This is a genomic window from Porphyromonas somerae DSM 23386 (genome assembly GCF_000372405.1).
Taxonomy (GTDB): domain Bacteria; phylum Bacteroidota; class Bacteroidia; order Bacteroidales; family Porphyromonadaceae; genus Porphyromonas_A; species Porphyromonas_A somerae.
Genome location: NZ_AQVC01000010.1, coordinates 1 through 25563, shown reverse-complemented (window position 1 = coordinate 25563; position 25563 = coordinate 1). Strand labels below are relative to the sequence as shown.

Below are 25563 nucleotides of genomic sequence, written 5' to 3'. Positions count from 1 at the left end.
CTATGTTGGGTATTTTTGTAGATAGTTTTCCACCCGCAATAGATGGGGTAGGGGTTGGGCAGTATTATACGGCACTAGAGTTACATAAAGCCGGTGTAGATCTGTCGGTGGTGACTGCCAATGCGGAGGGCGAGCCCTTTCAGGAGCCCTTTGACGTAAAGCGATTGCCCACTATATTATTGCGTAATCGCAAGCCCTATGGCTATGCTTTTTCCACACTTCCTAGCCCTGTGCTCTCGGAGGTGAAGGGAATGGACTTTGATATTGTCCACTGTCATAGCCCATTCTCTGTAGGTCTACTGGGCAGAAAGATAGCCCGAAAGAATAAGGTCCCCTTCATCGCTACATTTCACTCCAAGTATTGGGATGATATCTACCAAGCCACCAAGAGCGAAGGGATTACCGAGCTTGTGGTAGAGAAGATCGTAAAGTTTTATACCAGTGCCGATGAGGTGTGGATCGCCGACCCTTCTATCGAAAAGACACTGATTGAGTATGGTTACTACGGCCCAGTTGAGATCGTGCCAATGGGCATTGAGACCGCTGGAGTGGATTGGAAGTCGGCAAGGGTTTCATGTCGCCATGAGCTAGGCCTGGCAGATGATATGCCCCTTTTCCTATTCGTAGGCCAGCACATTGTACATAAGAATATCGACCTCATTTTGGATAGCTTGGCTCTGCTTGATGACCTCCCATTTCGAATGCTCTTTGTGGGGACAGGCAATGCCAAAGAACAGTTTGAGGAGAAGACAATCGCCCTCGGGCTAGGGGAGAAGGTGAAGTTTGCTGGTTTGGTATCAGACCGCGTACAGTTGATGAGCTACTACGCTGCTGCCGACCTCTTCCTTTTCCCCTCACTCTATGATACCTTTGGCAATGTGATTCGAGAAGCAGCTGCCATGCACACCCCCTCATTACTGCTACGAGAGAGTACCTGTGCCACCTTTGTGGAGGAGGGCGTGAATGGATTTACCTCTGAGAGTACCCCACAAGCCTACGCCGATAAGATTCGTGAACTTGTGAATAACCGCCAACACCTTGATAAGGTTGCCGACCACGTCTCCCAACAGCTTGGCTCCTCCTGGGCAGAAGTGGTACGAGACGAGATTATCCCCCGCTATGAAGTACTAAGGGAGAAAAAGCTCATTGGCCATAACGGAAAATAACCCTTGCCCCCCCCCTTTGAGAGTATTGCACGACATGCAATTCTCACACAGTTTCTTCAAATCGGCTAAGACGTCGTAGGACGATTTTGTCATACCGAATTCTGGTGAAATGTGGGCTGTTGGGAGAGTGTTTGTAAGTGGTTGATAATCAGTAGTCTATTTTGGAGTTTGCCGAGTTGCAACTAAGCGATCGGTTAGTTGCAACAAAGCAAATGCTTAGTTGCAACTCGGCAATTGCTTAGTTGCATCTCGGCAATTGCTCTACTAACTAGGGCGTAAAACTTCTTGCAACGATCTCTATTTTTTTCCTCGTGTACTCTCCTACCTACCACCACAAAAACACTGAACGGAATGCCATAAAAACACCGAATGACTTTTAGAGGTCAATGATTTCAGTGGTTTTAATAAGTGCTATGGATGTCCTACCAAATATCTATTTCAGATCCTATTAAGAGGGGTGATGATAGAAGCCCGAAGGGCTTCCATGGCCTATTAACCCAGCCTTCCCCTTCGCTGGTATGCGAAGCGTACCTGCGAGGAGAAGGTTGGGAAGAGGAATAGACCGCAAACTACTACCCCGAAGGGGTTGCACTTTGGTATCCATAGGTTATTGTGGATATGCAACCCCTTCGGGGTAGTGTGATATTATAGTGACATCGCTACCCAAGCTTCACCCTCAGGCTCGCTGACGCTCGCCTTCAGGGGGAAGCTTGGGTTATTAGTCCATGAAACCCCTCCGGGGTTTTACTTTAATCGTTGATAAATGGGCTCTTGTGATAATCTCCTTTTTGGGGTGCCTTCTCTTTAATTAATAACCTACAATATACTCGAGACAATTCCTTCTAGGTAGTAGGTACCGTCAGGAGTTACGCATTAGGAAGGTCTTGCCGTATTGCATTCATAGGTGCGTCTATAGGGGAGGACCTCGGCAGAGGTCCGTGCTAAATAGGCACAGGTCAAGTCACGCAGTGCCGAAGACCTGTGTATAACGATGTGCAAAACACCCCTACGACCCCGGCTGAGGGGTCGGACAACCTTATCTAGGTCTGACCTCTCAGCCGGGGTCATTGAGGTAGGAAATATGCTCTTACACACAGGTCGTTCGGGGGCTACGCCCCTCCGACCTGTGCCTATTTAACACGGACCTCTACCGAGGTCCTTACGCCATTATTCAACAACTTGTATTTGACCATTCATACAACAGTCTCTTCTAATGCGTTGCCCTAGCGGGGTGGGGCGGTAATTGTCTGTTGTCTGTGCAATTATTGGTATGTTTGTGTAGTTAGGTGTACACCATGCAAATGATAATAACGTTAGAGATATAAATGAAACGAATACTTTACTACAGTATCATTATGGGGATATTTGCAATGCTTTTTGGATCGTGCCAAGCATCACAAAAGATAGTGACGGTGGACTCTGCTACATTCAAAGAACGAATTAGCGGGGCTTCAGAGGTACAGCTTCTTGATGTCCGTACTGCGGAAGAATTTGCCGAGGGGCATCTAGAGTCTGCGATCAATATTGATGTGCAGGGCCCAAGCTTTACGAAAAAGGTAAGTGAGCGACTAGACAAGAGTCAGCCAATTTATCTCTACTGTCGTTCGGGCAAGAGGAGTATGATGGCCGCCAAGGAACTAGAAAAGGAGGGCTACAGCATCGTCAATCTCAAGGACGGTATACTTGGGTGGTTAGATGCAGGCTATCCGGTTTTGAAGTAGCTCTATTATTGTGTGTACCCTCAAGATGGAGCTAGGGTTACGCCATTAGAAAGGCCTTACCGTATGGTATTCGTAGGGGGGAGGCTATGGGGTAAGGACCTTTGAGGTCCTTACTAGAGGGCGATTAATTGGGGGGTGCCTTATCGGACAAGTCGGACAGATCGGACAAGTCGGACAGATCGGATAAGTCGGACGGTCAGACAAGTCGGACGTGGTGGACGAGCGAAAAGTTTATTTGCAACTCTAATGCGTACCCATAAGTTCTCGGAATGTACTAAGGCTATCTAATTGAAAAGAGGTATATTTGCACATTAATTAAATCAAGAGTAAAAAGATGGCGAGAGCCATCTATAAATAACGATAACTTGTATGGGTAGCAACAAACGATTTGCCGAACATAGCGGACTGAACTTATCAGATATCAATAAAGATATGCTTGCGAAGTGGCAGGCTGAAGATCTTTTCAAGGCTTCCCTAGCTGAGAGAGCAGGGGCACCTAGGTTTATCTTTTACGAAGGACCTCCTTCCGCCAATGGTATGCCGGGAATCCATCACGTCATGGCACGTACTATCAAGGATCTATTTTGTCGGTACAAGACTATGAAGGGGTACCTAGTAGAGCGTAAAGCTGGCTGGGATACCCATGGGCTACCTGTGGAGCTTGGTGTGGAGAAACGTCTGCACATTACCAAGGCCGATATCGGAAGTAAAATCAGTGTAGAGGAGTACAATCAGGCTTGCCGTGAGGAGGTGATGAAGTACACTGCTGAGTGGCGTAGCCTCACGGAGAAGATGGGCTATTGGGTGGATATGGATCACCCCTACATCACCTACGACAATCGCTATATTGAGACCCTCTGGTACCTACTAAAGCAACTCTACGAGAAGGGATTGCTCTACAAGGGGTACACCATTCAGCCCTATTCGCCGGCTGCAGGTACTGGACTTAGTTCTCACGAGCTGAATCAGCCAGGCACTTACCGAGATGTCAAGGATACGATGGCGACGGTGATGTTTGAGATCAAAGAGCCTGCAAAAGAGCTGACTGCACACGGCACGGCTTACTTTATCGCTTGGACCACCACCCCTTGGACTTTGCCAAGTAATACAGCGCTTGCTGTAGGACCAAAGATTGAATATGTGGCTGTACAGACCTACAACCCCTATTCATTAGAGCCGATGACTGCTATTTTGGCGAAGCCACTACTCTCGGCATACTTCAACCCAGAAGGGGCGGAGCTACCTATGGAGATGCCCGAAAAGGGGGCGAAAGTGATGCCTTATCGAGTAATCAAAACCTATACTGGCAGTGACCTAGAGGGAATGATGTACCAGCCACTTTTCTCTTGGGTAAACCCTGGGAAGGGCGCTTATCGAGTGATTACTGGTGACTTCGTATCGACAGAAGATGGTACGGGTATTGTACACATTGCACCTACGTTTGGTGCTGATGACCAAAAGGTGGCGAATGCCCATGGGGTGCCAGCTCTGATGCTACTTGATAAGGAGGGTAAAGAGCGTCCAATGGTGGACCTACAAGGTAAGTACTTCCTCCTTGAGGAACTAGACCCTGACTTCGTAAGTGAGAAGATGGATGCCAAGGCCTATCAAGAGTTTGAGGGTAGATTTGTAAAGAATAGCTACGATGAGCAGCTCACCGATAAGGATGAGACGCTCGACATATCTATCTGTATGCAGCTGAAGCAGCGTGGGCTTGCCTTTAAGATTGAAAAGCAGAGCCACAGCTACCCTCATTGCTGGCGTACCGATAAGCCAATTCTTTACTACCCATTGGATAGTTGGTTTATCCGCAGTACCGCCCTTAAGGAGCGTATGCAGGAGCTCAATAATACGATTTATTGGAAGCCTGCAAGTACGGGGGCTGGCCGCTTTGGTATGTGGCTCCAGAATCTTCAGGATTGGAACCTAAGCCGCTCCCGCTACTGGGGCACCCCGCTCCCAATTTGGAGGACAGAAGATGGGCGTGAGGAGCTCTGTATTGGCTCGGTAGAGGAGCTCAAAAAAGAGATAGATAAATCGGTTGCTAAGGGGCTGATGAAGCAGAACCCTTATGCTGGATTTGTGGTGGGCGATAATAGTAGCGACAATTATGGAAGTATTGAGCTACACCGCCCTTATGTAGATGAGATTGTACTGGTGAGTGCCTCAGGGCAGCCTATGTACCGTGAGAAGGATCTCATTGACGTTTGGTTTGACTCTGGTGCGATGCCTTATGCTCAATTGCACTACCCATTTGAAAATAAGGAGCTGATTGATGACCACGGCTTCTATCCGGCCGACTTTATTGCCGAAGGAGTGGATCAGACTCGTGGGTGGTTCTTTACGCTCCACGCCATCAGCACGATGATTTTTGATAGTGTCGCCTTTAAGAATGTCATCTCCAATGGATTGGTATTGGATAAGAATGGCAATAAGATGAGTAAGCGCCTAGGCAATGGCGTTGACCCATTTGGGGCGATTGAGGAGAAGGGATCTGACCCGCTCCGATGGTATATGATTAGTAACTCATCTCCATGGGATAACCTCCGCTTTGATATGGATGGGGTGGACGAGGTACAGCGTAAGTTCTTCGGGACTCTATTCAATACCTATTCATTCTTTGCACTCTATGCCAATATTGACCATTTTGACCCAGAGAGTGAGGCTATTCCTTACGAAAAGAGACCGGAGCTAGACCGCTGGATCATCTCGGCTCTCAATAGTTTGATTAAGGAGGTAACTACTGACTTGGACGACTATGAACCAACTAAGGCAGCACGTGCGATCTCGGACTTTGTAAATGATCAATTGAGCAATTGGTATGTGCGACTAGCACGTAAGCGCTTCTGGGGTGGGGGTATGAGCGAGGATAAAGTCTCTGCTTACCAAACTTTATACCACTGTCTGGTGACCGTTGCGAAGCTTATCGCTCCAGTGTCGCCTTTCTATGCAGATCGCCTATATCGTGACCTTACCAATGGTGATAGATCGGTTCATCTCACGGCCTTCCCCGAAGCGAATGAAACACTGATCCACAAGGGACTAGAGGAGTCGATGGACTATGCACAGCGAATCAGCAGTATGGTGCTCGCACTTCGCCGTCGTATGGATATCAAGGTACGCCAGCCACTCTCTAAGTTTTTAGTGCTTACCGACGATGCGGTAGCACGCGAAGCAATTGACAGGGTGAAGGAGCTGATCCTTAATGAGGTGAATGTAAAGGAACTGGTGTTTGCCGATACTTCGGCCGATGTGGTTCAGCGTAAGATTAAGCCCAACTTCAAGGCTCTTGGCCCTGTCTTTGGTAAGGAGATGAAGCAGGTGGCTGCCTATCTCGGAGGGTTGTCGAATAAAGATATTATTGACTTCCAGAATAATGGGAAGTTGGAGTACCTTGGCAAGGAGATTCTCCTAGACCAAGTAGAGGTGATCTCTGATGATGTGCCAGGTTGGCTGGTACAGAATGAGGGAGCCATTACAGTGGCACTTGATGAGACGATCACTCCCGAACTACGACTTGAGGGATTGGCAAGGGAGCTGGTGAATAGAATTCAGAATATCCGTAAGGCGAAGGACTTCAACGTATCGGATAAGATAAATATTGTACTCGAGAATAATAGTCAGATCGAGGAGGTGCTCAAAGCTCATCACGACTATATCGCCACCCAAGTGCAAGCTTTGGAGATCACGATGAGAGATCTCCATAATGAGGGTGAGCCACTAGACCTAGATGAGGAGGTGAGCCTCTCCATCCTGATTAATAAAGCTGAGTAAGTTAAGAACGTTTTGAATAGAGATAGAGATATGGAAAAGAATAGCTACAGTCCGGAGGAACTACAAGAATTCCGCGAGATAATAGAGAAGAAGCTAGCTAAGGCACGTCGCAACTATGACCTACTAGTCTCTACGCTGGATACGAATGATGGTAACGATATTACCGATACCACTCCTACGTATAAAAACCTTACAGAGAGTGCGATGCTCCTCTCAAAGCAGGAGACTGCAAGCCAAGCAGCAAGGCAGCAGAAGTTTATTAAAAACCTTGAGGCGGCACTTGTGAGAATTGAGAATGGCACTTACGGGATCTGTAGAGCCACAGGAAAGCTTATCCCCAAGGAGCGGCTTCGTGCTGTGCCTCACGCTACACTAAGTATAGAGGCCAAGGAGTCGGGACATAAGTAATAGGGAAGTCTTTTATGGTTCGTTCAACCACTATGGCTTTAGATCCACGCTACACTACAAAGTCGCGTGCGTGGATAGCTATTCTATTTGCTCTCGCACTGCTACTTATAGACCAGGCTATCAAGATATGGATCAAAACCCACTTGATGCTTGGCGAGAGCATTCATGTGACCGATTGGTTTTACCTCTATTTTACTGAAAACCCAGGGATGGCTTTTGGTTGGGAGGTGATAGATAAGCTATTCCTCACGATATTCCGCATAGTGGCGAGTGTAGCCATTGCGTGGTTGGTAGCTAAAATCATCAAGGGTCGATACTCTATTGGTTTCCTACTCTGTATGGTAGCTATCTTTTCAGGTGCAGTCGGTAATATCATTGACTCCATTTTCTATGGAAAGATATTCTCACATAGTTATGGACAGATAGCTACTCTCTTTCCCGAGGAAGGAGGATATGCCAATTGGCTTCACGGCAAAGTGGTTGATATGTTTTACTTCCCTATCATCAATACCACTTGGCCAGAGTGGATGCCTTTTTGGGGCGGAGAGGAATTGGTATTCTTCAGACCGATATTCAACTTTGCGGATGCTTGCATCTCTGTAGGGGTTGTCTGTCTCATCCTTTTTTATGCCCACTCATTTAGCCATCTGCTAGGCGGTTCGAAGAGTGTGGAAGAGGATAAAGTTGCCGCTAAAGAAGATGAAGAGGCTTAGACTGGGCACCATATTTCTTTTACTGATGCTCCTAATGACTCAGTGCCAAAAGCCATTTGGTGTCTTAGGAGAGAAGAAAATGAGAGCCATCACTAAGGATCTGATTCTCACTGAGGCTTACTTACAGCAGAATAATTACTCGGACTCTATTGCAATTTCATCCTACGAAGGGGTGTTTAAGAAGCATGGGGTGACTCGTGCCGAGTACGACTCTTCATTCGTCTGGTACTCTGCCAATGCCCACAAATTATCCGACATCTATACGCAAATCAATGCCGAATTGGAGGCTTCAAAAGCCGTGGTGGATACTTTTCTTACCGACTCTATACATAAATATAGAGTGCGGTTTGAGCCGGGGGAGAGCTTTTGGTCCACAGACAAACGGCTCTACATTCCTGCTAAGGAGAGACTGTTTATTTATACTCAGTCTATATACAATAGTGAGGATCTACAGCCCTCAGACTCACTGCTCTGGAGTGCAATAGGGGTGGGGGAGTTACCTGATACGCTTGATATAGAAGTGCAGTTGCTGATCGTAAATCAAGATGGGTATCGGTTTCACAAAATAAAAGGTACGCAAATATCAACCTCATTGTTAACTAATTCGCTTCGTCTGGAGAGCAGATTACTTCTACCCGATAGTCTGCCCCCAAATCCTCGCTTTACCCTCTTTTTACGTTTGCAAAAAAGCAAACAACCACTCTATCTTCAGCAACTATCCTTAGTAAAGAAGAGGGAAGAGCCATCCAGTGAAGAGTCAGATGAGGCAAAGGATGAGGAGCCTTTGTACGATGAGGCTCTTCCTGCAGAGACGATGGAAGAACTGGAGTCGTCTGAGTAATTAATAGCACTGGTTCGATCTACCTTTCTATTGATGATATGACAAAATATACCTTTTAATGGCAAATATCGTTGGTAGTAAAAGATTTTATTTGTAGCTTTGAAAATCGCAGAGTTTATAGCTCTGATAACCTATAATAGCGACGGAAGAGATAATAAGTAGTTTATGGACAATAAAATTCAAGAGTTAGCCGAGAAGATTTACAAGGATGGCGTAGCTAAAGCTGATGCCGAAGCAGGTCAAATCGTAGCTAATGCTGAGCGTTCGAGCAAAGCAGTGGTGGAGAAGGCGGAAGAAAAAGCCAAAGCCATTATAGCCAATGCCACAGCAGAAGCAGAGCAAATCAGGAAACAATCTGTTACTGAGGTGAAGAATATGGTTAATGGCGCAGAGGAGTCTCTTCTCCTCAAGATTACCGACCTAGTTAATAGTAAGGCGGTCAAAGCAGCCATTGATGAGACTTTTGCTAAGCCTGAGTCTCTATATCAGGTGGTATTGGAAATGGCTAAGCAGACCCTTAATGATAACTCAAAGGGGGTAGAGATCACCACTAGCGATGCAGAGGCATTGGAGAGCTATATCCGATCTAAGGCCAAAGAGGTGCTTGATAATGGAGTAACGATTAAGGAGGTGGCTGGTAAGGTAGCTAACTTTGATATCTCTCCAGAGGGGGCAGACTACAAGATAAATGTAAGCAAAGAGGCATTTACGAAGTACTTCACAGAATTTATGCGTCCACGTATGCGTGAAATCTTATTTGGGGGAGAGAAGAACGCGTAACCTGATTGAAGAAGGACAGACCATGAGTGAATACTATACACTAGGGGCTCAACTTCCGATGCTCAAAAAGGGCGACTATCGCAATCATGCCCTCACCAGTAAAGACTTTGTAGATATCCTCCTAAAGCAGGCAACCAAGCGAGATCGCCGACAGGTGGAGTTGCTCCTCTTAAGAGAAGACAACGCCCTCCTTTTGCAACTCCTTCGTGATAGTTCCGCAACTGAAGAGGAGGGTAAACTGTATGTACTTGGTGAGGAGAAATTGAGGACTTTGATTGACTCGATAAGTAAGCGATTAGAGGCAGAGCGTAATGCAGTGACCATTTACCAAGAGCTTGAGTACCCTCGACTACCTAAAGGCGTCTATCCCCAATATATGATTGACTTCGTTACTACCTACCTTAAGGAGCAGATGGAGGGGGTCAATCAGTCCTATTTTTATAGCGATCTACTTTTGATGGGATATGCCGACTATATTCAGAAGCATGGCAATAGTTTTTTACGCAAGTGGTTTGCTTTGGAATATGATATCGCAGCCATATTTGCGGCAATAACTGCTGACCAATTCAAGCTAAAAAGGGAGCAATATATTCTTGGTACGCGTCCGCTTCATCAGCTCTTACGAGAGGGCAATTGGCATGAAATTGCCTACTTGCCAGAGGTAGAGATGGTTGATGCAATGCGTAGGATCGCCGATGAGAAGGACTTGGCTATCAGAGAAGAGAGAATTGATGAATACAAGTGGGGCCTGCTAGATGAGGTAACCTTTACAGACATTTTCTCAATCAATGCAATGCTCACCTATCTGCTGAAGCTTCAGATACTTGAGCGTTGGGAGAAGCTTGATAAGGTTCAAGGCGAGCAACGCTTCAAGACTATTGTAGCCACTCTTAATGGTGAATTTAGAGAGGAGATGCAGGACTTCAAAAGGGAACTTAAGCAGGTAGCTAAGGCGAAGAGAATAGATGTAAAGCACACACACGAAAGTTGATAGATAAATAAACACAAGATACAAATGAAAACAACCGGCAAGGTGATAGGAGTGGTCTCCAACCTCGTGACCATCCTCGCAGACGGCCCAGTAGCACAAAATGAGATCTGCTACGTGACAGTGAAAGGGCGTGACCTGATGGCAGAGGTAATTAAGGTGGAGGGAAATCATGCCATTGTGCAAGTATTTGAGAGCACGCGTGGTATGCGTGTGGGTGATATAGCTACTTTCGAGCAACATATGTTGGAAGTACAGCTAGGTCCAGGTATGCTATCTAAGAATTATGATGGTCTTCAAAATGACCTCGATAAGATGGAAGGAGTCTTCCTGAGTCGTGGTCAGTATACCGACCCTCTGGATCGGGTGAAGCTTTGGGCTTTTAAGCCACTTGCCAAAGTGGGAGATAGTGTGGAAGCCGCTAGTTGGTTAGGGGAGGTAGATGAGAACTTCCAGCCCCACAAGATTATGGTGCCTTTCGTTTTTGAAGGGAGCTACACTGTGAAGAGCATTGTCCCCGAAGGGGAGTACAATGTAGATCACGTGATTGCTGTACTTCAGGATGCTGATGGCAACGACCATGATGTGACGATGGTACAGCGTTGGCCAGTAAAGAAAGCCAATAATGCCTATCAAGAGAAGCCAAGACCTTTTAGGCTGCTCGAGACTGGGGTGCGTGTGATCGATACTATGAATCCAATTGTGGAGGGAGGTACAGGATTTATCCCTGGTGCATTTGGTACAGGAAAGACGGTGCTTCAGCACGCAATCTCTAAACAGGCCGAGGCAGATATCGTGATTATGGCAGCCTGTGGTGAGCGTGCCAATGAGGTGGTGGAGATATTTAAGGAGTTCCCTGAGCTAGAGGATCCTCATACAGGTCGTAAGTTGATGGAGCGTACCATCATCGTCGCCAATACCTCCAATATGCCTGTGGCTGCACGTGAGGCTTCAGTATACACCGCTATGACCATGGCAGAGTATTATAGAAGCATGGGGCTGAAAGTACTTCTTATGGCTGACTCTACTTCACGATGGGCACAAGCACTCCGTGAGATGTCCAATCGACTAGAGGAGCTTCCGGGACCTGATGGATTCCCTATGGACCTTTCGGCTATCATCGCCAACTTCTACGCACGTGCCGGCTTTGTTTACCTTAATAATGGCAAGACTGGATCCATCACCTTTATTGGTACTGTTTCCCCTGCGGGTGGTAACCTAAAGGAGCCTGTGACGGAGAATACCCAAAAGGTGGCTCGTTGCTTCTATGCTCTTGAGCAGGACCGTGCCGACCGTAAGCGTTACCCTGCTGTCAATCCTATTGAGAGTTACTCTAAGTACATAGAGTATCCAGAGTTTAGAGAGGATATATCTAAGCGTGCTGGTGAGGGTTGGCTTGACCTTGTAGAAGAGGCAAAACGACGTATGCTGAGAGGTCGTGAAGTGGCTGAGCAAATCAATATCTTGGGCGATGATGGTGTGCCATTAGACCACCACGAGACCTTCTGGAAGTCGGAGTTGATTGACTTTATCATCTACCAGCAAGATGCATTCGACGATATCGACCAGATTACTCCCCTTGAGCGTCAGGGATTTATGATGAGGCTAGTGATGGGCATCTGTGCTAAGAACTTTGCCTTTGACAACTTTGAAGAGGTCTCTGACTTCTTTAAGCGATTAATCAACCTGCTGAAGCAGATGAACTACTCTGAGTATAAGAGTGAGCAATTTGAGAAGTACTTGGCGGAGGCGAACCAATTGGTAGCCAACCAAAGTGAAGAGGGAGCAGAGTAAAACTTTTTGAAAGAGATAGTAAAAGTATGGCAACAACAGCTTTTCAGAAGATATATACCAAGGTGACTAAAATCACCAAAGCAACCTGTACCCTCAATGCTAAGGATGTCGGATTTGATGAGTTGGCTCTTGTTAATGGCAAGCTAGCTCAGGTGGTACGAATATATGGTGATGAGGTAACCCTTCAGATATTTAGAGGAACAGAAGATATCCCTACCAATGCTGAGGTGATATTTCTAGGTCACGCTCCTGCTCTAAAAGTGAGTGAGCAGCTTGCTGGGCGTTTCTTCAATGCCTATGGCGAGCCCATCGATGGCGGACCTGAGGTGGAGGGGCGTGAAGTAGAGATTGGTGGCCCATCTGTCAACCCTGTTAGACGTGAGCAACCTTCGGAGTTAATCGCTACTGGTATTTCAGGTATCGACCTCAACAACTCCCTTGTGACGGGTCAAAAGATTCCATTCTTTGCCGACCCCGACCAGCCTTACAACCAAGTTATGGCTACGGTGGCGATGCGTGCGGAGTCTGATAAGATCATCCTCGGAGGTATGGGTCTGACCAATGATGACTACCTCTACTTCCGTAATACGTTCCAGAATGCTGGTGCCCTTGACCGTATCGTGAGTTTCGTCAATACCACTGAGGATCCATCAGTTGAGCGACTATTGATCCCTGATATGGCTCTGACTGCTGCTGAGTACTTTGCAGTAGAGAAAAAAGAAAAAGTACTGGTGCTTCTTACTGATATGAGTAACTACGCCGATGCCTTGGCAATCGTCTCTAATAAGATGGACCAGATCCCATCCAAGGACTCTATGCCAGGCTCTCTCTATTCTGACCTTGCTAAGATCTACGAGAAAGCGGTGCAATTCCCCGACGGTGGTTCTATCACTATTATTGCTGTCACTACTCTATCAGGTGGAGATATTACCCATGCTGTGCCAGATAACACTGGATATATCACTGAGGGTCAGCTCTATCTAAGACATGATAGCGATGTAGGTAAGGTGATTGTGGACCCATTCAGAAGCTTGTCGCGACTTAAGCAATTGGTGATTGGAAAAAAGACAAGAGAGGATCATCCACAAGTGATGAATGCCTCTGTGCGACTATATGCTGATGCGGCCAATGCACAGACAAAGCAGGAGAATGGATTTGACCTTACCGATTATGACCAGCGGGCTCTAGCCTTTGCTCGAGAGTACTCAAGAAATTTGCTTTCTATCGATGTCAATATTGATACTACAGAGATGCTTGATACTGCTTGGTCACTCTTTGCAGAGCACTTTACACCTGCCGAGGTGAATATCCGCCAAGAGTTTGTAGATAAGTATTGGCCTAATAGTGCTCAATAAGGGCTCTTAGGAGATAGAGATAATGGCTATAAAATTTCAATACAATAAGACCTCACTGCAAGAGCAACGCAAGCAACTTAAGGTTCGTGAAAGAGCTCTCCCTACCATTAAGAGTAAGGAGAGTGCCCTCCGAATGGAGGTGAAGCGAACCAAAGACCATGTGGAAGCGATGGAGCGGAAACTGGAGGAGAGTATGCAGAGCTTTGATAGTATGGTAGCCCTTTGGAATGAGTTCGATCCCTCTATAGTCCAAGTGAATGATGTGGAAATCCATATCAAGCGATTTGCGGGCGTGCAGATACCAGAGCTTGGAGAGATTGACTTTGAAGTGCACCCATTTAGTCTGTTGACTACTCCATCGTGGTTTATGGAGGGGACACAGCTCATTAAATCCATGGCGACTATTGGGATAGAAGCAGAGGTCGGACGCATCAAGCTAGACTTGCTGGATCATGCTCGTAGGAAGACCACTCAAAAGGTTAATCTCTTTGAGAAGGTGCAGATACCTGGATACCAAGATGCTATTCGCAAAATCAAGCGCTACTTAGAGGATGAGGAGTCACTCTCTAAGGCGTCACAAAAGATAATGCGAGCCAATATAGAGGAAAAAGCTAAAGAAAGGAAAGGAGAAGAGCTATGATTGAAACAATGAAGCGGTATTCCTACTTTGTTTACGAGCCAGAATACCAATCTTTTCTGAAGCAACTACGTGCACTTGGAGTGGTACACATTAAGGAGCGTACCAATCCAAAGGAGATAGCCTCTTTTGCTCAAAATCTACAGAAGCAGGAGGATATCAAGCAACTCAAGCAACGGCTCACTACCTTCCGCAATGGTCATCCATTAGCAGAAGGGGAGACGAGAGATGATATTGCTCACGACCAGCTCCCTAAGGAGGTGCTAGAGGAATATACCCTCTATACTGAGAGCTATAAGGAGACCCTTGACAAGCTACAGGAGCTGTCCGATCAGTTGATAGTAGTTGAGCAAAAACAGAAAGAGTTAGAGGTCTGGGGCGACTTTGATCTTAAGCTCATTGCCAAGCTACGTGAGTCAGGTCATCACCTCCACTTTTGGGTGGCTCAGCAAAATAGCTATGACCCAGCGTGGGAAGAAGCATATCAAGCTATTAAAATAGCTGACCAAGGGCGATATATATACTTCGTTACGGTTTCTCCTACAGAGGCACCTCCTACATTAGAGGGTGCAGATCTTCAGAAGCTACCAAAGGAGAGTCTCAGCCATCTGAGGCATGATGAGGAATTGCTACACGAAAAGAAGCAGTTACTGGAGAATACCCAAAAGTATTTAGCTTATCATCCAGAGGTCCTTGACGAGGAGATGGCAACGCTGCTTAACACTTACAATCTGAGCAATGCCAATCTTCAAGGAGAGCGGCTTTATGGCGATAAGTTGGTGATCCTTGAAGGGTGGGTGCCTGAAAGAATTGCTAAGGAGATGGAGCAAAACCTTCAGGATAGTGGCGTTGCCTTTACTGAACTGGAGGTAGGTGATGAGAGCGAAGTGCCAATCAAGTTGCATAATAATCGCTTTGCTCAAGCTTTTGAGCCAATAGTGGAGCTATTTTCTCTGCCTAATTATGGAGAGCTCGACCCAACTCCCTATATTGCTCCATTCTTTATGATCTTTTTTGGTATCTGCTTTGGAGATGCCGGCTATGGTTTGCTCACCTTTATTGTGGCTACCATCTTGAAGCGTAAGGCTAAGGAGTCCAAGAAGATGCTTCTAGAACTGATTCAATGGCTAGGAATTGGTGGACTAGTAATGGGATTTTTGAGTGGCTCTTTCTTCGGCATTGAGCTGGTCAAAGTACCTTTCCTCGCCTCTATTAAGGAGTACTTCATCTCGTCCGAGAATATGATGGTGATCTCACTGGCACTCGGTGTGATACAGATTATCTTTGCTAAGTATATCGGAGCACTCAAGCGTACTAAGCAAGTGGGATTTAAGCGTGCCCTCTCTTCGTATGCATGGCCTACGCTGATTATTGCTGCAGGGTTGCTCTTTGGGTTGCCTATGGTCGATATTACCCTACCTCAGTGGCTAGAGTATGTATTGTATGGCTTTGTAGGGATCTGTGTACTGCTTGTCCTCTTCTATAATAGCCCTGGCAAAAACATATTCGTCAACTTTGGGGCTGGATTGTGGGATACGTACAATGCGGCAACTGGTCTATTGGGAGATACCCTCTCCTATATCCGCCTATTTGCTATCGGACTTACGGGAGCTGTGCTAGGTGGCGTCTTTAACCAACTAGCTGGGATGGCCACTGCTGGGTTGCCAATATTCCTAGCAATACCTATTGGAGCTGTTATTCTCCTGATTGGTCATGGCATCAACTTTGCACTGACTACGATTGGAGCACTGGTACACCCTATACGATTGATATTTGTGGAGTATTTTAATAACTCCCAATACGAAGGAGGCGGAAAAGCTTATAATCCTCTTCGAGAGATCAAATCAAATGAAGAGTAAGTGGGATAATTGAGAAACAACAAAAGAATTTATATACAACTAAGACAAACAACTTCTTATGGAATTAAACTTAATCTTAGCATACCTCGGCATCTTTATGATGGTAGGTGTCAGCGGTATTGGTAGTGCGTACGGACTTTTTTACACAGGTCAAGCGGTGATCGGAGCAATGCGTAAAGACCCTACCCAAATGGGTAAGTATATCGGTCTTTCTGCTCTTCCCTCTTCACAGGGTCTTTATGGATTTATCGGCTACTTCTTTGCAGTTAGTAAGATTACTCCTGAGATGACGTTCCAAACCGCTATTGGAATACTCATCCTTGGACTGCTTCTTGGTATTGTAGGAGTCGCTTCTGCCAATAGACAGGGACGTATCCTTGCCAATGGTATCGCAGCAACAGCTGATGGTCACGATGTATTCGCCGCAACTATGGTGATGGCTGTGTTCCCTGAGCTATACTCCATCCTATCACTCTTGGTGAGCATATTGGTTCTAGGTACAATCTAATCTTAGAGCATCACAATAATTATAGATCCCTCACTTGCCTTTTGACAAGTGAGGGATCTTATTTTTCCCACGCTCTCCCCCCTTCATCGTAAATCTTCTTTGTTCATCTATTAAAGAGTATCTATTGTAGAGAGTTCATATATTGAGTTGAAAATGGAAAGCCTTTGTATAGTTTTTTACATCATAAAATATTGGTACCTTTAGGAAACCTTATAAAACAACTAAAATCGAGAGCTGGTATTATGATTTCATGGGGCTACATATTTAGTGGAATACTGGTCCTTATCATTATAGGATTGATTTGTGTCATTCTATTAGAGAATCGCAACCCTCATAAAGCGCTCAGCTGGGTGCTGGTCTTGACCTTATTGCCAGGACTTGGGGTGGTATTGTATCTACTCTTTGGTCGTGAGCAGTGGCATCTAAAGAAAATCCAAAAGCATGCGTATGATAGCTTTGATCTAAGTAGTACTCCTACCTCATCTAATATCTCTGAAGAGCTACCCGCTGAGCAAAGTGAGTATCGACTCCTTAGGGATATGGTTGAGTATGAAACTAGTGCTCGAATTTTGAGAGCGGATGAGGTAGCGATCTTTAGAAGTGGGGTGGATAAGGTGGATTCGCTACTTGAGGATATTCGAAATGCCCGCCGATTTATTCACGTGGAGTACTATATCTTTCTTGATGATCACACTGGCACACGTGTGGCTGATGCCTTGATTGAAAAGGCTAGGGCGGGAGTAAAGGTACGTGTGATGTGTGATTACGTGGGAAGTTTTAGGGCTAGAAGGTCATTCTATAGGCGGATGACGGATGCTGGGATTGAGTTTCGGCAGTTTCTGAAGGTTGTGATGCCTTCTCTTCGTAGCGACATCAACTACCGTAATCACCGTAAGGTAGTCGTGATTGATGGTAATATAGGGTATATAGGGGGGATGAATATTGCGGATCACTACACGATAGGTAATAAGAAAGGGCGATGGCTGGATACTCATTTTAGAGTAACTGGTATGGCTGTGAATGGTCTGGCATCGGCCTTTATGAGTGATTGGAGATTTGCAAGTAAGATCGCTCTTAGTAGAGATTACTACCTTAATCCTACTGAAGAGCTTCAGATCCCGAGTGTTAATCTTTCTGTAGCGTATCAGTCGGCGATTAAAGTCCGCAATGTGGGGATGCAGACTTTTTCGAGTGGCCCGACCAATAAGTTTAGAACGCTCTTGCAAGCATGGAGTAGAAGTATCTATGAGGCTAAGAAGCACATATATATTGAAACACCTTACTTTTTGCCTACTGATAGCCTTAATAAAGCGTTGATCGGTGCTGCACTGAGTGGGGTGGAGGTGCACTTGGTGCTACCTTGGAATAGTGATGCTCTGCTAGTGAAGTATGCCTCACAATCTTATTATGCTAATCTACTAGAAGCGGGGGTGAAGATTCATCGTTTCAATGGGGAGTTCAACCACTCTAAGCTGATGACAGTGGATGGTAGGATTTCTTATATTGGTTCTGCTAATATGGACTTTAGAAGCATGGAGTTCAACTTTGAGCTGACATCTATTATCTATAATGAGCAATTTACCCAATTGCTGGAGCAATCGATTAAAAGCAATCTTGAAACTCATTGCGTACCTATTGATTCGTATCAGTGGAGGAAGCGCAAGATAGGTTTAAGATTTTTGCAGTCGATATTTAGACTGTTTTCTCCTCTGCTTTAATCTCTTAGTGAGAGCATTCTTTTTTATCGTCAGTTTATCTATGTGAGAATGCCAATTCGTGCAATATTCTCTTCTCTCCTATTGTCGTAACAAGAATGTAACACGCTCGTAATTTCTCTGCAATTACTATATGCTACCTTTGCGGTGAAATAGGTGGTAGGGTTAGGCAGTTAGTCCACTCGCCCTTGTATAACAATTGTTTTTAGAAAAATGGTATGAAGCTAAAGAGATGTGTAGAGACTAGTGTACTCCTAATACTTGTGATGTTACTAGCAAGTTCGTGTGGCAATAAAGAGGTAACACTGAGTGGAGCAGGCGCCACATTCCCTGAGTTTTTTTATAAAGACATCACTAAGCAATTTGGTGATGAGTATGGCATACGTGTAAGCTATGGTGCTACTGGTAGTGGTGCGGGTATCCGAAATCTGCAGGACTTGACTGTAGACTTTGGCGGGACCGATGTATTTCTGAGTGATAAGGAGATGGGTGCTATGCCTGAGATACTGCATATCCCTACTTGTATTGGTGGGGTGGTGATGGGGTATAATCTACCACAAGTTGATCAACTTAATATGACTCCTGAATTGGTGACTAAAATATACACTGGTGAAGTGACCAATTGGAATGATCCTCTGATTGCATCAATAAATCCTGGCATTAACTTGCCCGACCAAGCTATTACCCCTGTGTATCGTAGTGAAGGTAGTGGCACGACTGCTGTATTCACTGGATTTATGAGCGAAGTAGATGAGACTTGGCGAACCACTATCGGAGCGGGAAAATCGGTGGACTTTAGTAAAGGTATTGCTGCAAAGGGTAATCCTGGGGTAGCAGGGGTGATTTCTCAAACTGTGGGTGCTATTGGTTATCTAGGGTCTGAGTATGCATTGGCACAAGATATCCCTTCTGCCAAGATGCTTAACTCACAAGGTGAATATGTGGAGGCCAATATGGAGACGATTTCTATCAGTGCCAATACCACTGATATGCCTGCTGATACGCGTATGGTTATCTCCAATTCTCCACAAGCAGGTGCTTACCCGATCAGCACATTTACCTGGATTATAGTTTATAAAGAGCAAGCTTACAATAATAGAACTATTGAGCAGGCTAAAGCACTTCAAAATTTCTTGCTTTACATTGTAGGGGATAATGGTGCAGCAAGTGCTAGAAAAAACTACTTCTCTCCTCTGCCTGAAGTGGCTCGTATGAATGCTATCAATGTAATCAATAGCATGACTTACGATGGTCAATTGGTAAAGAATATTACTATAAAGCAGTAAAATAAAGTGGTCAGTGTATTAGTCTTTTCTAATTACTGACCACTTGGCATTAATGGCTAATATGAGAGATAAGCTATTTGATCTTCTGCTACTAGTATCTGGAGTAGGGGTGATACTCATTGCAGGAGGAATCCTCTATGCACTTACCTCTGAGAGCTTACCTGCTATTAAGGAGTTTGGTCTGATTGATTTTATGACCTCTACTGAATGGTCGGATCGATCACGGTCGTTTGGAGCCCTTCCTTTTATTACTGGCACATTGCTTACTTCATTGCTAGCGCTATTATTCTGCATCCCTTTCTCTCTTAGTGTGGCACTATTTACAGGTGAATACTTTAGGGGCAAGACGGTGGCTACCATAGTAAGTGCAATAGTAGATTTGCTTGCTGGTATTCCCTCAATTGTGTATGGACTATGGGGCTTTTATACTGTTCGCCCAATTCTGATCATACTGAATGTCAATGCACAAGGGTTTGGTGTACTTCTCGCCTCAATTGTATTAGCTATCATGATCATCCCTTATGCCTCTTCACTAAGTGCCGAATTTATTGGTATGATACCTAGGGATTTGAAGGAAGGAGCTTATAGCTTGGGGGCCACTAGGCTAGAGGTTATTAGAAACATTAGTGTACCTGTAGCGGGTAGTGGTATATTCGCTGCTTACATTTTAGCTTTTGGGCGTGCCTTAGGCGAGACTATGGCGGTCACCATGTTGATCGGTAACACGAGTGGAGTACCGCTAAGTCTTAGGGATACAGGTGATACGATGGCTAGTGTAATCGCCAATCAATTTGGAGAAGCGTCGGGAGTAAAGCTGAGTGCTCTCTTTGCCATCGGTTTTCTGCTCTTTTTGATTACAGCGCTGATTAATCTCATCGCAAAGGGAATCGTGAATCGTATTAATAGAAAATAGCAAGGGATCCATAAATGAAAAGCATTGACGTCATTTCAAAGCGAACAGGAAGTCCAAAGCGGCGACAGACACTTAGCCGAACAGCTTATGTAGTAGTGATTGTCTTTAGCCTACTCACTGCTATTCCGCTTCTCTCTATCTTGATTGACTTGGTGGTGAAGGGTTGGAGCCATTTCAATATTGACCTATTTACTCAGTCTACTCCTTCAGGCATTTTGAATGGTATTATAGGGACCTTTGTGATGCTTTTGATTGCGACAGTCCTTTCCATTCCTTTAGGCCTCTTTACTGGTATCTTTTTATCCGAAAAGCAGGATGCTAAGCTTGCCAATGTAGTTCGTACTCTGACCGATATTTTACAAGGTGTTCCGAGTATCGTTTGGGGAATTGTGGTCTATATGCTAGTGGTTAAAACTATGCATACTTATAGTGCTGTGGCTGGAGGGGTTGCCTTAGGGTTTATGATGATCCCGATGATTATTCGCAGTACAGAGGAGGGGTTGAGGATGGTGCCAGGAACATTAAAAGAGGCGGGTCTGGCTTTGGGTGGCTCTTATACGAAGGTCATGTTTACCGTTGTGGTCCCTAGTGCGTTTGGCAGTATTTTTACTGGGATCCTTTTGGCAATATCTCGTGTAATGGGCGAGACAGCTCCTCTGATGGTGACCGCTCTTGGTGCCACCTATGTCCACTTTGATTTAACTCGTCCGATGAGTGCAATAAGCTTACTTATTTGGGAGTTTTACAGTAACCCTATTTTGGCTGACTTAGTTTGGTCGTCGTCGCTCTTGCTATTGCTTTTGATCTTAGGAATGAACCTTCTCGCGAAGTCTGTGGCAGCAAAATGGAGGATATAAGTTTTTGATGAATATGAATGAAATAAAAGTAACCAATAGACCGGTCTCCCCTGAGGTGCTTTCAAGAGATGGTGCCACAGGTAAAGAGCTGTCCCCAATCATAGAAGTAAAGGACCTATCAGTATCATATTGTCCAGAGAAAAAAGCGATTAAGAATGTCAACTTGACGATTTACAAAAACCTCGTAACTGCTATAATGGGACCAAGTGGCTGTGGAAAGAGTACCTTGCTACGGGCTATTAATAGAATGCATGATCTGTATCCCGATATTAAGGTGGAGGGTGAAATCCTTATCGAGGGTGAAGATATGCTTGCTATGGATCCGATGATTGCACGCCGTAGAGCTGGTATGGTATTTCAGCGCCCCAATCCATTCCCAACGATGTCTATTGAGGATAATGTATTGGCTGGATATAAGCTGAATGGGATCAAGCTCTCTAAAGAGGAGAAGGAGGAGATCGTACAGACAAGCCTTGAGAGTGTAGCTCTTTGGGATGAGGTGAAGGACTCTATGAAGAAGCGTGGCTCTTTTCTCTCTGGAGGTCAGCAGCAGAGACTCTGTATCGCTAGAGCTCTTGCTCTAAGGCCTGAAGTGCTCTTAATGGATGAGCCGACATCTGCTTTGGATCCAATCTCTACTAATAGAGTTGAGGAGCTAATTATGGAGCTAAAAGAACAATATACGATTGTCATTGTGACTCACAATATGAGTCAGGCTGCTAGATTGTCGGATAAGTCAGTATTTATGTATTTAGGGGAGCTAATTGAGTATGGAAATACTGACCAAATGTTTACGAATCCGAAGCACAAGGAGACGGAGGCGTATCTAACAGGTGTATTTAGTTAATATCATTGCCATTTATGATGATGAATAATCTTTATTCTAATAGAATTAAGGAGTTGCAGCTGCAGATCCTACGTAATCAATTTGAGCTGATCTCAAAAAACACAATACTGCAGCTGACTATCTTGAAGCAGCTATTTGATGAACCGAAAACTCAGGCACTTTATGAAGAGGCTCTATCTAATGAAATCATTATTGATCGCCTGGAGGTGAAAATTAGGGAGGAGGTAGCCTTTTCGATATTCAAGTTTTCGCCTGTAGCTGAGGACCTAAGGCGGATTATTGCTTATCAGGATCTGACTACTAACCTTGAACGAATTGGGGATATGACACTTAATATCATTAGATTTGTGAGAGAATTACCGATGAGTGATACTCGCCTTTATGAGGTGAGAGGTTTGATTATTCAGATGACGGATCATGTCACTCAGATGGTGCGAAATGCAGTGATGTCTTTTACAAATGAATCGTATGAAACTGCTGTGGAGGTGATTGGTAGTGATGAAGTAATGGATGAGATGTACCATAGCTTGAGAGCACTGCTATGTAAGCTTTTTTCTCACGTCGAACTACAAGAAAACGATGTGCAGGTATTGCTAAACCTAGAGGGAGTGGGGCATAATCTGGAGCGATGCGGAGATAGTGCTACCAACATAGCTGAGTCGACTATTTATCTGGTGAAGGGAAGTGATATAAGACATGTTAATGATGGAGAAAGCTAAGAAAATTCTTGTCGTTGATGACGAGGTGGATATTACCGATATTCTACAATTTAATCTAGAGTATGAGGGGTATGAGGTGGTCACCGCTTCCTCAGCAGAGGAGGCTATGGAGATGCTAGACGAGACCTTTTGCTTGATTATCCTAGATGTGATGATGGGAGGAATGTCGGGCTTTAAGATGGCTGACTATATTCGCAAGCAGGGAAATCAGATCCCAATCATATTCCTCACTGCCAAGGATACTGAAAATGACATGCTGACAGGCTTTTCGATAGGAGGAGATGATTATATCAAAAAGCCTTTTTCAATTAAGGAGTTGATTGCTAGAGTACATAGCGTTCTTAGCAGGACCTATAGCCACCGGCAAGATAATCCAAGTGAAAAGAACCACGGCATTTTGCATAAAGGGGCAATTACTATTGATTTGAATGCAATGGAAGTCTCTACGCCTGAAGGTGTCATTGAAGTGACAAAAACGGAATATGATATCCTCAAGTTGCTCGTGACAAGTGAAGGGAGGATCTTTTCAAGAGCTGAAATCTTGGATAGTGTATGGCCAGATAATAGCCTTGTACTAGAGCGTACTGTGGATGTGCATATTGCCAGATTACGCAAGAAGCTCGGAGAATATGCGGGATGTATCGTGAATAGAGTAGGCTTTGGCTATACCTTTAGTGCAAATTAATGACCTATAATTATGAAGTTACAAACTAAATTTACACGGCGATTATTTGGGTGGATTATCTTAGTCACTGCTCTTTTCGCTACTTCTTTGGTGGTAGTACAGCAGCGGAGTGAGGCACAGTATAGACTTAATCTACTTACCTCAAAGTTGGATAGCTATAATGAGCTGATCAGTAAATCCTTTGACCTTGGTCACCTGGACTCACTCGTATCGGACCTCCCAGATGAGTTAAGGATCACTATTATTGCCAATGACGGGAAAGTCCTAATGGATAATGAAGCTGGCAATGTATCGGGGATGGAAAATCATGATAAACGACCAGAGCTAAGAGAAGCGCGCTTTAATAAGCATGGTGTAGCTAAGCGAAAGTCAGCTACAATGGATAGAGATTTTTTGTACTATGCCACTTATTATGACGATCACTATGTCCGCACAGCGCTTCCTTATGATTTAGAGCTACAGCAAAAACTCAAGTCGAGCCGAGTATTTATCTATGTCTCTATCACTTTCTTTTTGTTGATGGCCCTCTTTGTATATCTACTTACAAAGCGATATGATCGGATGCTGACGCAGCTCAATAAGCTGACTAAGCAGATAGCTGATGGCGATTATGAGCAAGATATAGATGTGGGGGAGACTGAGTTGGACGATGTGTCGGAGCAACTCTTGAGGATACTAAGACAAAAAGAGGATGCAAGGCATAAGATTGAAAATGCTAAAGAAAGACTCATTCAACACTTTAAGCTCTCGCATATCGGGATCGCTCTCTTTAATATGGCGCACAGTGTAGAATATGCCAATGCTCACTTTATTCAATATGCCAATTTGCTGGCTAGTAACCCTATTACTGATGCAGGCGAACTGATCGAAGACCCTTTGATGCTACCGATAAAGCATTTTATTGAGGATAAGTCTGAGGAGCAGCACATATCAATTCTGATCCCTAAAGGGGGGAAGACTTACGAGGTGAAGGCTCTTAAATCGGAGTATGGTAGTTTTGAAATTACTATTGAGGATATTACTGAACAGGAAAAGAATCGGCAGCTGAAGCAGGAGATGACCAGTAATATTATGCATGAGATACGTACGCCATTAACCTCTATAAGAGGGTACCTTGAGACGCTTAACTTTATGGAGCTTCCCGAAGATAAGCAAAAGCACTTTATTGAAAAGGCGTACGACCAAACTCTTAGACTTAGTGATTTGATGAAGGATATCGGATTGCTGACTAAGCTAGATGAGCCTACTAGGGCATTTGAATTCAGTACAGTTTCGCTTCACCAGATTGTGGAGGAGGTAAGAGTTGCTTTCCTCACTAAGATCAATGAGAAAGGTGATAAATTGCAAAACAATCTGCCTGAGGATCTTCAGGTAAAGGGAAATGAATCACTCCTCTATTCAATATTCCAAAACTTGGTGGAGAACTCCTTGAGATATGCCGGAGAGGGGATTGAAATGGTGATTAATTGCTATCATCAAGATGAAAATCATCTCTTCTTTAGCTACTACGATACTGGTAAGGGAGTAGATGAAAAGCAACTTAGCCGCATCTTTGAGCGATTCTATCGTGTGGATGAGGGACGAACTCGAGAAAGCGGAGGTACTGGCCTAGGATTGAGTATCGTAAAGAATTCTATCCTACTACATGGTGGAGAGGTAGAAGCGCGTATTCATTCATCTGGAGGACTGGAGATCTTATTCAATCTCCATAAATAGGAATCGAGTAGGTCGGGAAACGAAAGTTTTCTGACCTACTTTCGTTTCCTTCCCTCTCACACCACCGTACGTGCCGTTCGGCATACGGCGGTTTAATTCGTTTTCAAAGAGTGTCTAATCGCATAGTAGTCCAAACAACTTACAAGGCCTCTGCGGGCAAGTACATCTTTCGATATAGCTCGTACCACGCATGTACGTCTCACCACCCATTCGTAGCGGTCTCCGCAGTAGGATGTAAGCTTGGCTAAGTCGTTGCAGACACCAAGTTTGCGTAGTCCCCA

At 44.9% G+C, this 25563-nt stretch carries 22 protein-coding genes; 21 read left to right on the top strand and 1 reads right to left on the bottom strand.

What is annotated here, in order from left to right:
* The first annotated feature begins 2 nt into the window (after positions 1 to 2).
* Positions 3 to 1166 (top strand): glycosyltransferase, encoded by a 1164-nt coding sequence (locus tag A3GK_RS0102935; RefSeq protein WP_018027997.1) that lies wholly within the window; start codon positions 3 to 5, stop codon positions 1164 to 1166.
* 448 nt (positions 1167 to 1614) lie between these two features.
* On the opposite strand, the gene A3GK_RS11400 is transcribed toward A3GK_RS0102935, so the two are convergent.
* The gene (locus A3GK_RS11400; protein WP_155799416.1) at positions 1615 to 1770 is read right to left on the bottom strand and encodes a hypothetical protein; all 156 of its coding nucleotides are present in this window, start codon (positions 1768 to 1770) and stop codon (positions 1615 to 1617) included.
* Positions 1771 to 2491: 721 nt separating this feature from the next.
* Here A3GK_RS11400 and A3GK_RS0102930 point away from each other — a divergent pair.
* From A3GK_RS0102930 to A3GK_RS0102835, 20 genes are all read left to right on the top strand, one after another.
* Entirely contained in the window at positions 2492 to 2887 is a 396-nt protein-coding gene (locus tag A3GK_RS0102930; RefSeq protein WP_026161675.1) for a rhodanese-like domain-containing protein, read from the top strand.
* Positions 2888 to 3256: 369 nt separating this feature from the next.
* The gene (gene ileS / locus A3GK_RS0102925) at positions 3257 to 6661 is read left to right on the top strand and encodes an isoleucine--tRNA ligase (protein WP_018027995.1); all 3405 of its coding nucleotides are present in this window, start codon (positions 3257 to 3259) and stop codon (positions 6659 to 6661) included.
* Positions 6662 to 6691: 30 nt separating this feature from the next.
* Entirely contained in the window at positions 6692 to 7069 is a 378-nt protein-coding gene (locus A3GK_RS0102920) for a TraR/DksA family transcriptional regulator (protein WP_018027994.1), read from the top strand.
* 32 nt (positions 7070 to 7101) lie between these two features.
* Positions 7102 to 7782, top strand: coding sequence for a lipoprotein signal peptidase (locus A3GK_RS0102915; RefSeq protein ID WP_018027993.1), 681 nt, complete (start codon positions 7102 to 7104; stop codon positions 7780 to 7782).
* Positions 7769 to 8623 (top strand): DUF4296 domain-containing protein, encoded by an 855-nt coding sequence (locus A3GK_RS10960; RefSeq protein WP_081605306.1) that lies wholly within the window; start codon positions 7769 to 7771, stop codon positions 8621 to 8623. The genes A3GK_RS0102915 and A3GK_RS10960 overlap by 14 nt, the downstream gene beginning before the upstream one ends.
* Positions 8624 to 8788: 165 nt before the next feature.
* A complete protein-coding gene (locus tag A3GK_RS0102905; RefSeq protein ID WP_018027991.1) occupies positions 8789 to 9403 on the top strand; it encodes a hypothetical protein in 615 nt (204 codons plus the stop codon).
* 22 nt (positions 9404 to 9425) lie between these two features.
* The gene (locus A3GK_RS0102900) at positions 9426 to 10394 is read left to right on the top strand and encodes a DUF2764 family protein (protein ID WP_040575900.1); all 969 of its coding nucleotides are present in this window, start codon (positions 9426 to 9428) and stop codon (positions 10392 to 10394) included.
* Between the two features lie 24 nt (positions 10395 to 10418).
* The gene (locus tag A3GK_RS0102895) at positions 10419 to 12185 is read left to right on the top strand and encodes a V-type ATP synthase subunit A (protein WP_018027989.1); all 1767 of its coding nucleotides are present in this window, start codon (positions 10419 to 10421) and stop codon (positions 12183 to 12185) included.
* Positions 12186 to 12211: 26 nt separating this feature from the next.
* On the top strand, positions 12212 to 13540 hold the full coding sequence (locus A3GK_RS0102890; RefSeq protein WP_018027988.1) for a V-type ATP synthase subunit B: 1329 nt from the start codon (positions 12212 to 12214) through the stop codon (positions 13538 to 13540).
* Positions 13541 to 13562: 22 nt separating this feature from the next.
* Positions 13563 to 14180, top strand: coding sequence for a V-type ATP synthase subunit D (locus tag A3GK_RS0102885; RefSeq protein WP_018027987.1), 618 nt, complete (start codon positions 13563 to 13565; stop codon positions 14178 to 14180).
* Positions 14177 to 16036 (top strand): V-type ATP synthase subunit I, encoded by a 1860-nt coding sequence (locus A3GK_RS0102880; RefSeq protein ID WP_026161673.1) that lies wholly within the window; start codon positions 14177 to 14179, stop codon positions 16034 to 16036. The genes A3GK_RS0102885 and A3GK_RS0102880 overlap by 4 nt, the downstream gene beginning before the upstream one ends.
* Positions 16037 to 16094: 58 nt before the next feature.
* Positions 16095 to 16544: an ATP synthase subunit C gene (locus A3GK_RS0102875; protein ID WP_021903543.1), complete on the top strand. Its 450-nt coding sequence runs from the start codon at positions 16095 to 16097 to the stop codon at positions 16542 to 16544.
* A 242-nt stretch (positions 16545 to 16786) separates the two neighbouring features.
* On the top strand, positions 16787 to 18262 hold the full coding sequence (gene cls / locus A3GK_RS0102870; protein WP_018027984.1) for a cardiolipin synthase: 1476 nt from the start codon (positions 16787 to 16789) through the stop codon (positions 18260 to 18262).
* 215 nt (positions 18263 to 18477) lie between these two features.
* Complete coding sequence (gene pstS / locus A3GK_RS0102865; protein WP_018027983.1) at positions 18478 to 19545, top strand: phosphate ABC transporter substrate-binding protein PstS; 1068 nt, start codon at positions 18478 to 18480, stop codon at positions 19543 to 19545.
* Positions 19546 to 19606: 61 nt separating this feature from the next.
* Complete coding sequence (gene pstC / locus A3GK_RS0102860; RefSeq protein ID WP_026161671.1) at positions 19607 to 20458, top strand: phosphate ABC transporter permease subunit PstC; 852 nt, start codon at positions 19607 to 19609, stop codon at positions 20456 to 20458.
* Between the two features lie 14 nt (positions 20459 to 20472).
* Entirely contained in the window at positions 20473 to 21315 is an 843-nt protein-coding gene (gene pstA, locus A3GK_RS0102855) for a phosphate ABC transporter permease PstA (protein ID WP_018027981.1), read from the top strand.
* A 7-nt stretch (positions 21316 to 21322) separates the two neighbouring features.
* Entirely contained in the window at positions 21323 to 22162 is an 840-nt protein-coding gene (gene pstB / locus A3GK_RS0102850) for a phosphate ABC transporter ATP-binding protein PstB (protein WP_018027980.1), read from the top strand.
* 14 nt (positions 22163 to 22176) lie between these two features.
* On the top strand, positions 22177 to 22881 hold the full coding sequence (locus A3GK_RS0102845) for a phosphate signaling complex PhoU family protein (protein ID WP_018027979.1): 705 nt from the start codon (positions 22177 to 22179) through the stop codon (positions 22879 to 22881).
* The gene (locus A3GK_RS0102840; protein WP_018027978.1) at positions 22865 to 23566 is read left to right on the top strand and encodes a response regulator transcription factor; all 702 of its coding nucleotides are present in this window, start codon (positions 22865 to 22867) and stop codon (positions 23564 to 23566) included. Before A3GK_RS0102845 ends, A3GK_RS0102840 begins: the two co-directional genes overlap by 17 nt.
* Positions 23567 to 23578: 12 nt before the next feature.
* Positions 23579 to 25282 (top strand): sensor histidine kinase, encoded by a 1704-nt coding sequence (locus A3GK_RS0102835; RefSeq protein ID WP_018027977.1) that lies wholly within the window; start codon positions 23579 to 23581, stop codon positions 25280 to 25282.
* Positions 25283 to 25563: the final 281 nt, after the last annotated feature.

Excerpts from the sequence above, each read along its gene's own strand:
- A3GK_RS0102890 (WP_018027988.1), top strand. The coding sequence starts at position 12,212 with ATGGCAACAACAGCTTTTCAGAAGATATATACCAAGGTGACTAAAATC.
- A3GK_RS10960 (WP_081605306.1), top strand. The coding sequence starts at position 7,769 with ATGAAGAGGCTTAGACTGGGCACCATATTTCTTTTACTGATGCTCCTA.
- A3GK_RS0102905 (WP_018027991.1), top strand. The coding sequence starts at position 8,789 with ATGGACAATAAAATTCAAGAGTTAGCCGAGAAGATTTACAAGGATGGC.
- A3GK_RS0102840 (WP_018027978.1), top strand. The coding sequence starts at position 22,865 with ATGATGGAGAAAGCTAAGAAAATTCTTGTCGTTGATGACGAGGTGGAT.
- pstA (WP_018027981.1), top strand. The coding sequence starts at position 20,473 with ATGAAAAGCATTGACGTCATTTCAAAGCGAACAGGAAGTCCAAAGCGG.
- A3GK_RS0102845 (WP_018027979.1), top strand. The coding sequence starts at position 22,177 with ATGATGATGAATAATCTTTATTCTAATAGAATTAAGGAGTTGCAGCTG.
- A3GK_RS0102915 (WP_018027993.1), top strand. The coding sequence starts at position 7,102 with ATGGCTTTAGATCCACGCTACACTACAAAGTCGCGTGCGTGGATAGCT.
- A3GK_RS0102920 (WP_018027994.1), top strand. The coding sequence starts at position 6,692 with ATGGAAAAGAATAGCTACAGTCCGGAGGAACTACAAGAATTCCGCGAG.
- A3GK_RS0102900 (WP_040575900.1), top strand. The coding sequence starts at position 9,426 with ATGAGTGAATACTATACACTAGGGGCTCAACTTCCGATGCTCAAAAAG.
- pstC (WP_026161671.1), top strand. The coding sequence starts at position 19,607 with ATGAGAGATAAGCTATTTGATCTTCTGCTACTAGTATCTGGAGTAGGG.
- ileS (WP_018027995.1), top strand. The coding sequence starts at position 3,257 with ATGGGTAGCAACAAACGATTTGCCGAACATAGCGGACTGAACTTATCA.
- A3GK_RS0102935 (WP_018027997.1), top strand. The coding sequence starts at position 3 with ATGTTGGGTATTTTTGTAGATAGTTTTCCACCCGCAATAGATGGGGTA.
- A3GK_RS0102875 (WP_021903543.1), top strand. The coding sequence starts at position 16,095 with ATGGAATTAAACTTAATCTTAGCATACCTCGGCATCTTTATGATGGTA.
- A3GK_RS11400 (WP_155799416.1), bottom strand. The coding sequence starts at position 1,770 with ATGGATACCAAAGTGCAACCCCTTCGGGGTAGTAGTTTGCGGTCTATT.
- A3GK_RS0102885 (WP_018027987.1), top strand. The coding sequence starts at position 13,563 with ATGGCTATAAAATTTCAATACAATAAGACCTCACTGCAAGAGCAACGC.
- A3GK_RS0102835 (WP_018027977.1), top strand. The coding sequence starts at position 23,579 with ATGAAGTTACAAACTAAATTTACACGGCGATTATTTGGGTGGATTATC.
- A3GK_RS0102895 (WP_018027989.1), top strand. The coding sequence starts at position 10,419 with ATGAAAACAACCGGCAAGGTGATAGGAGTGGTCTCCAACCTCGTGACC.
- pstS (WP_018027983.1), top strand. The coding sequence starts at position 18,478 with ATGAAGCTAAAGAGATGTGTAGAGACTAGTGTACTCCTAATACTTGTG.
- cls (WP_018027984.1), top strand. The coding sequence starts at position 16,787 with ATGATTTCATGGGGCTACATATTTAGTGGAATACTGGTCCTTATCATT.
- pstB (WP_018027980.1), top strand. The coding sequence starts at position 21,323 with ATGAATATGAATGAAATAAAAGTAACCAATAGACCGGTCTCCCCTGAG.
- A3GK_RS0102930 (WP_026161675.1), top strand. The coding sequence starts at position 2,492 with ATGAAACGAATACTTTACTACAGTATCATTATGGGGATATTTGCAATG.
- A3GK_RS0102880 (WP_026161673.1), top strand. The coding sequence starts at position 14,177 with ATGATTGAAACAATGAAGCGGTATTCCTACTTTGTTTACGAGCCAGAA.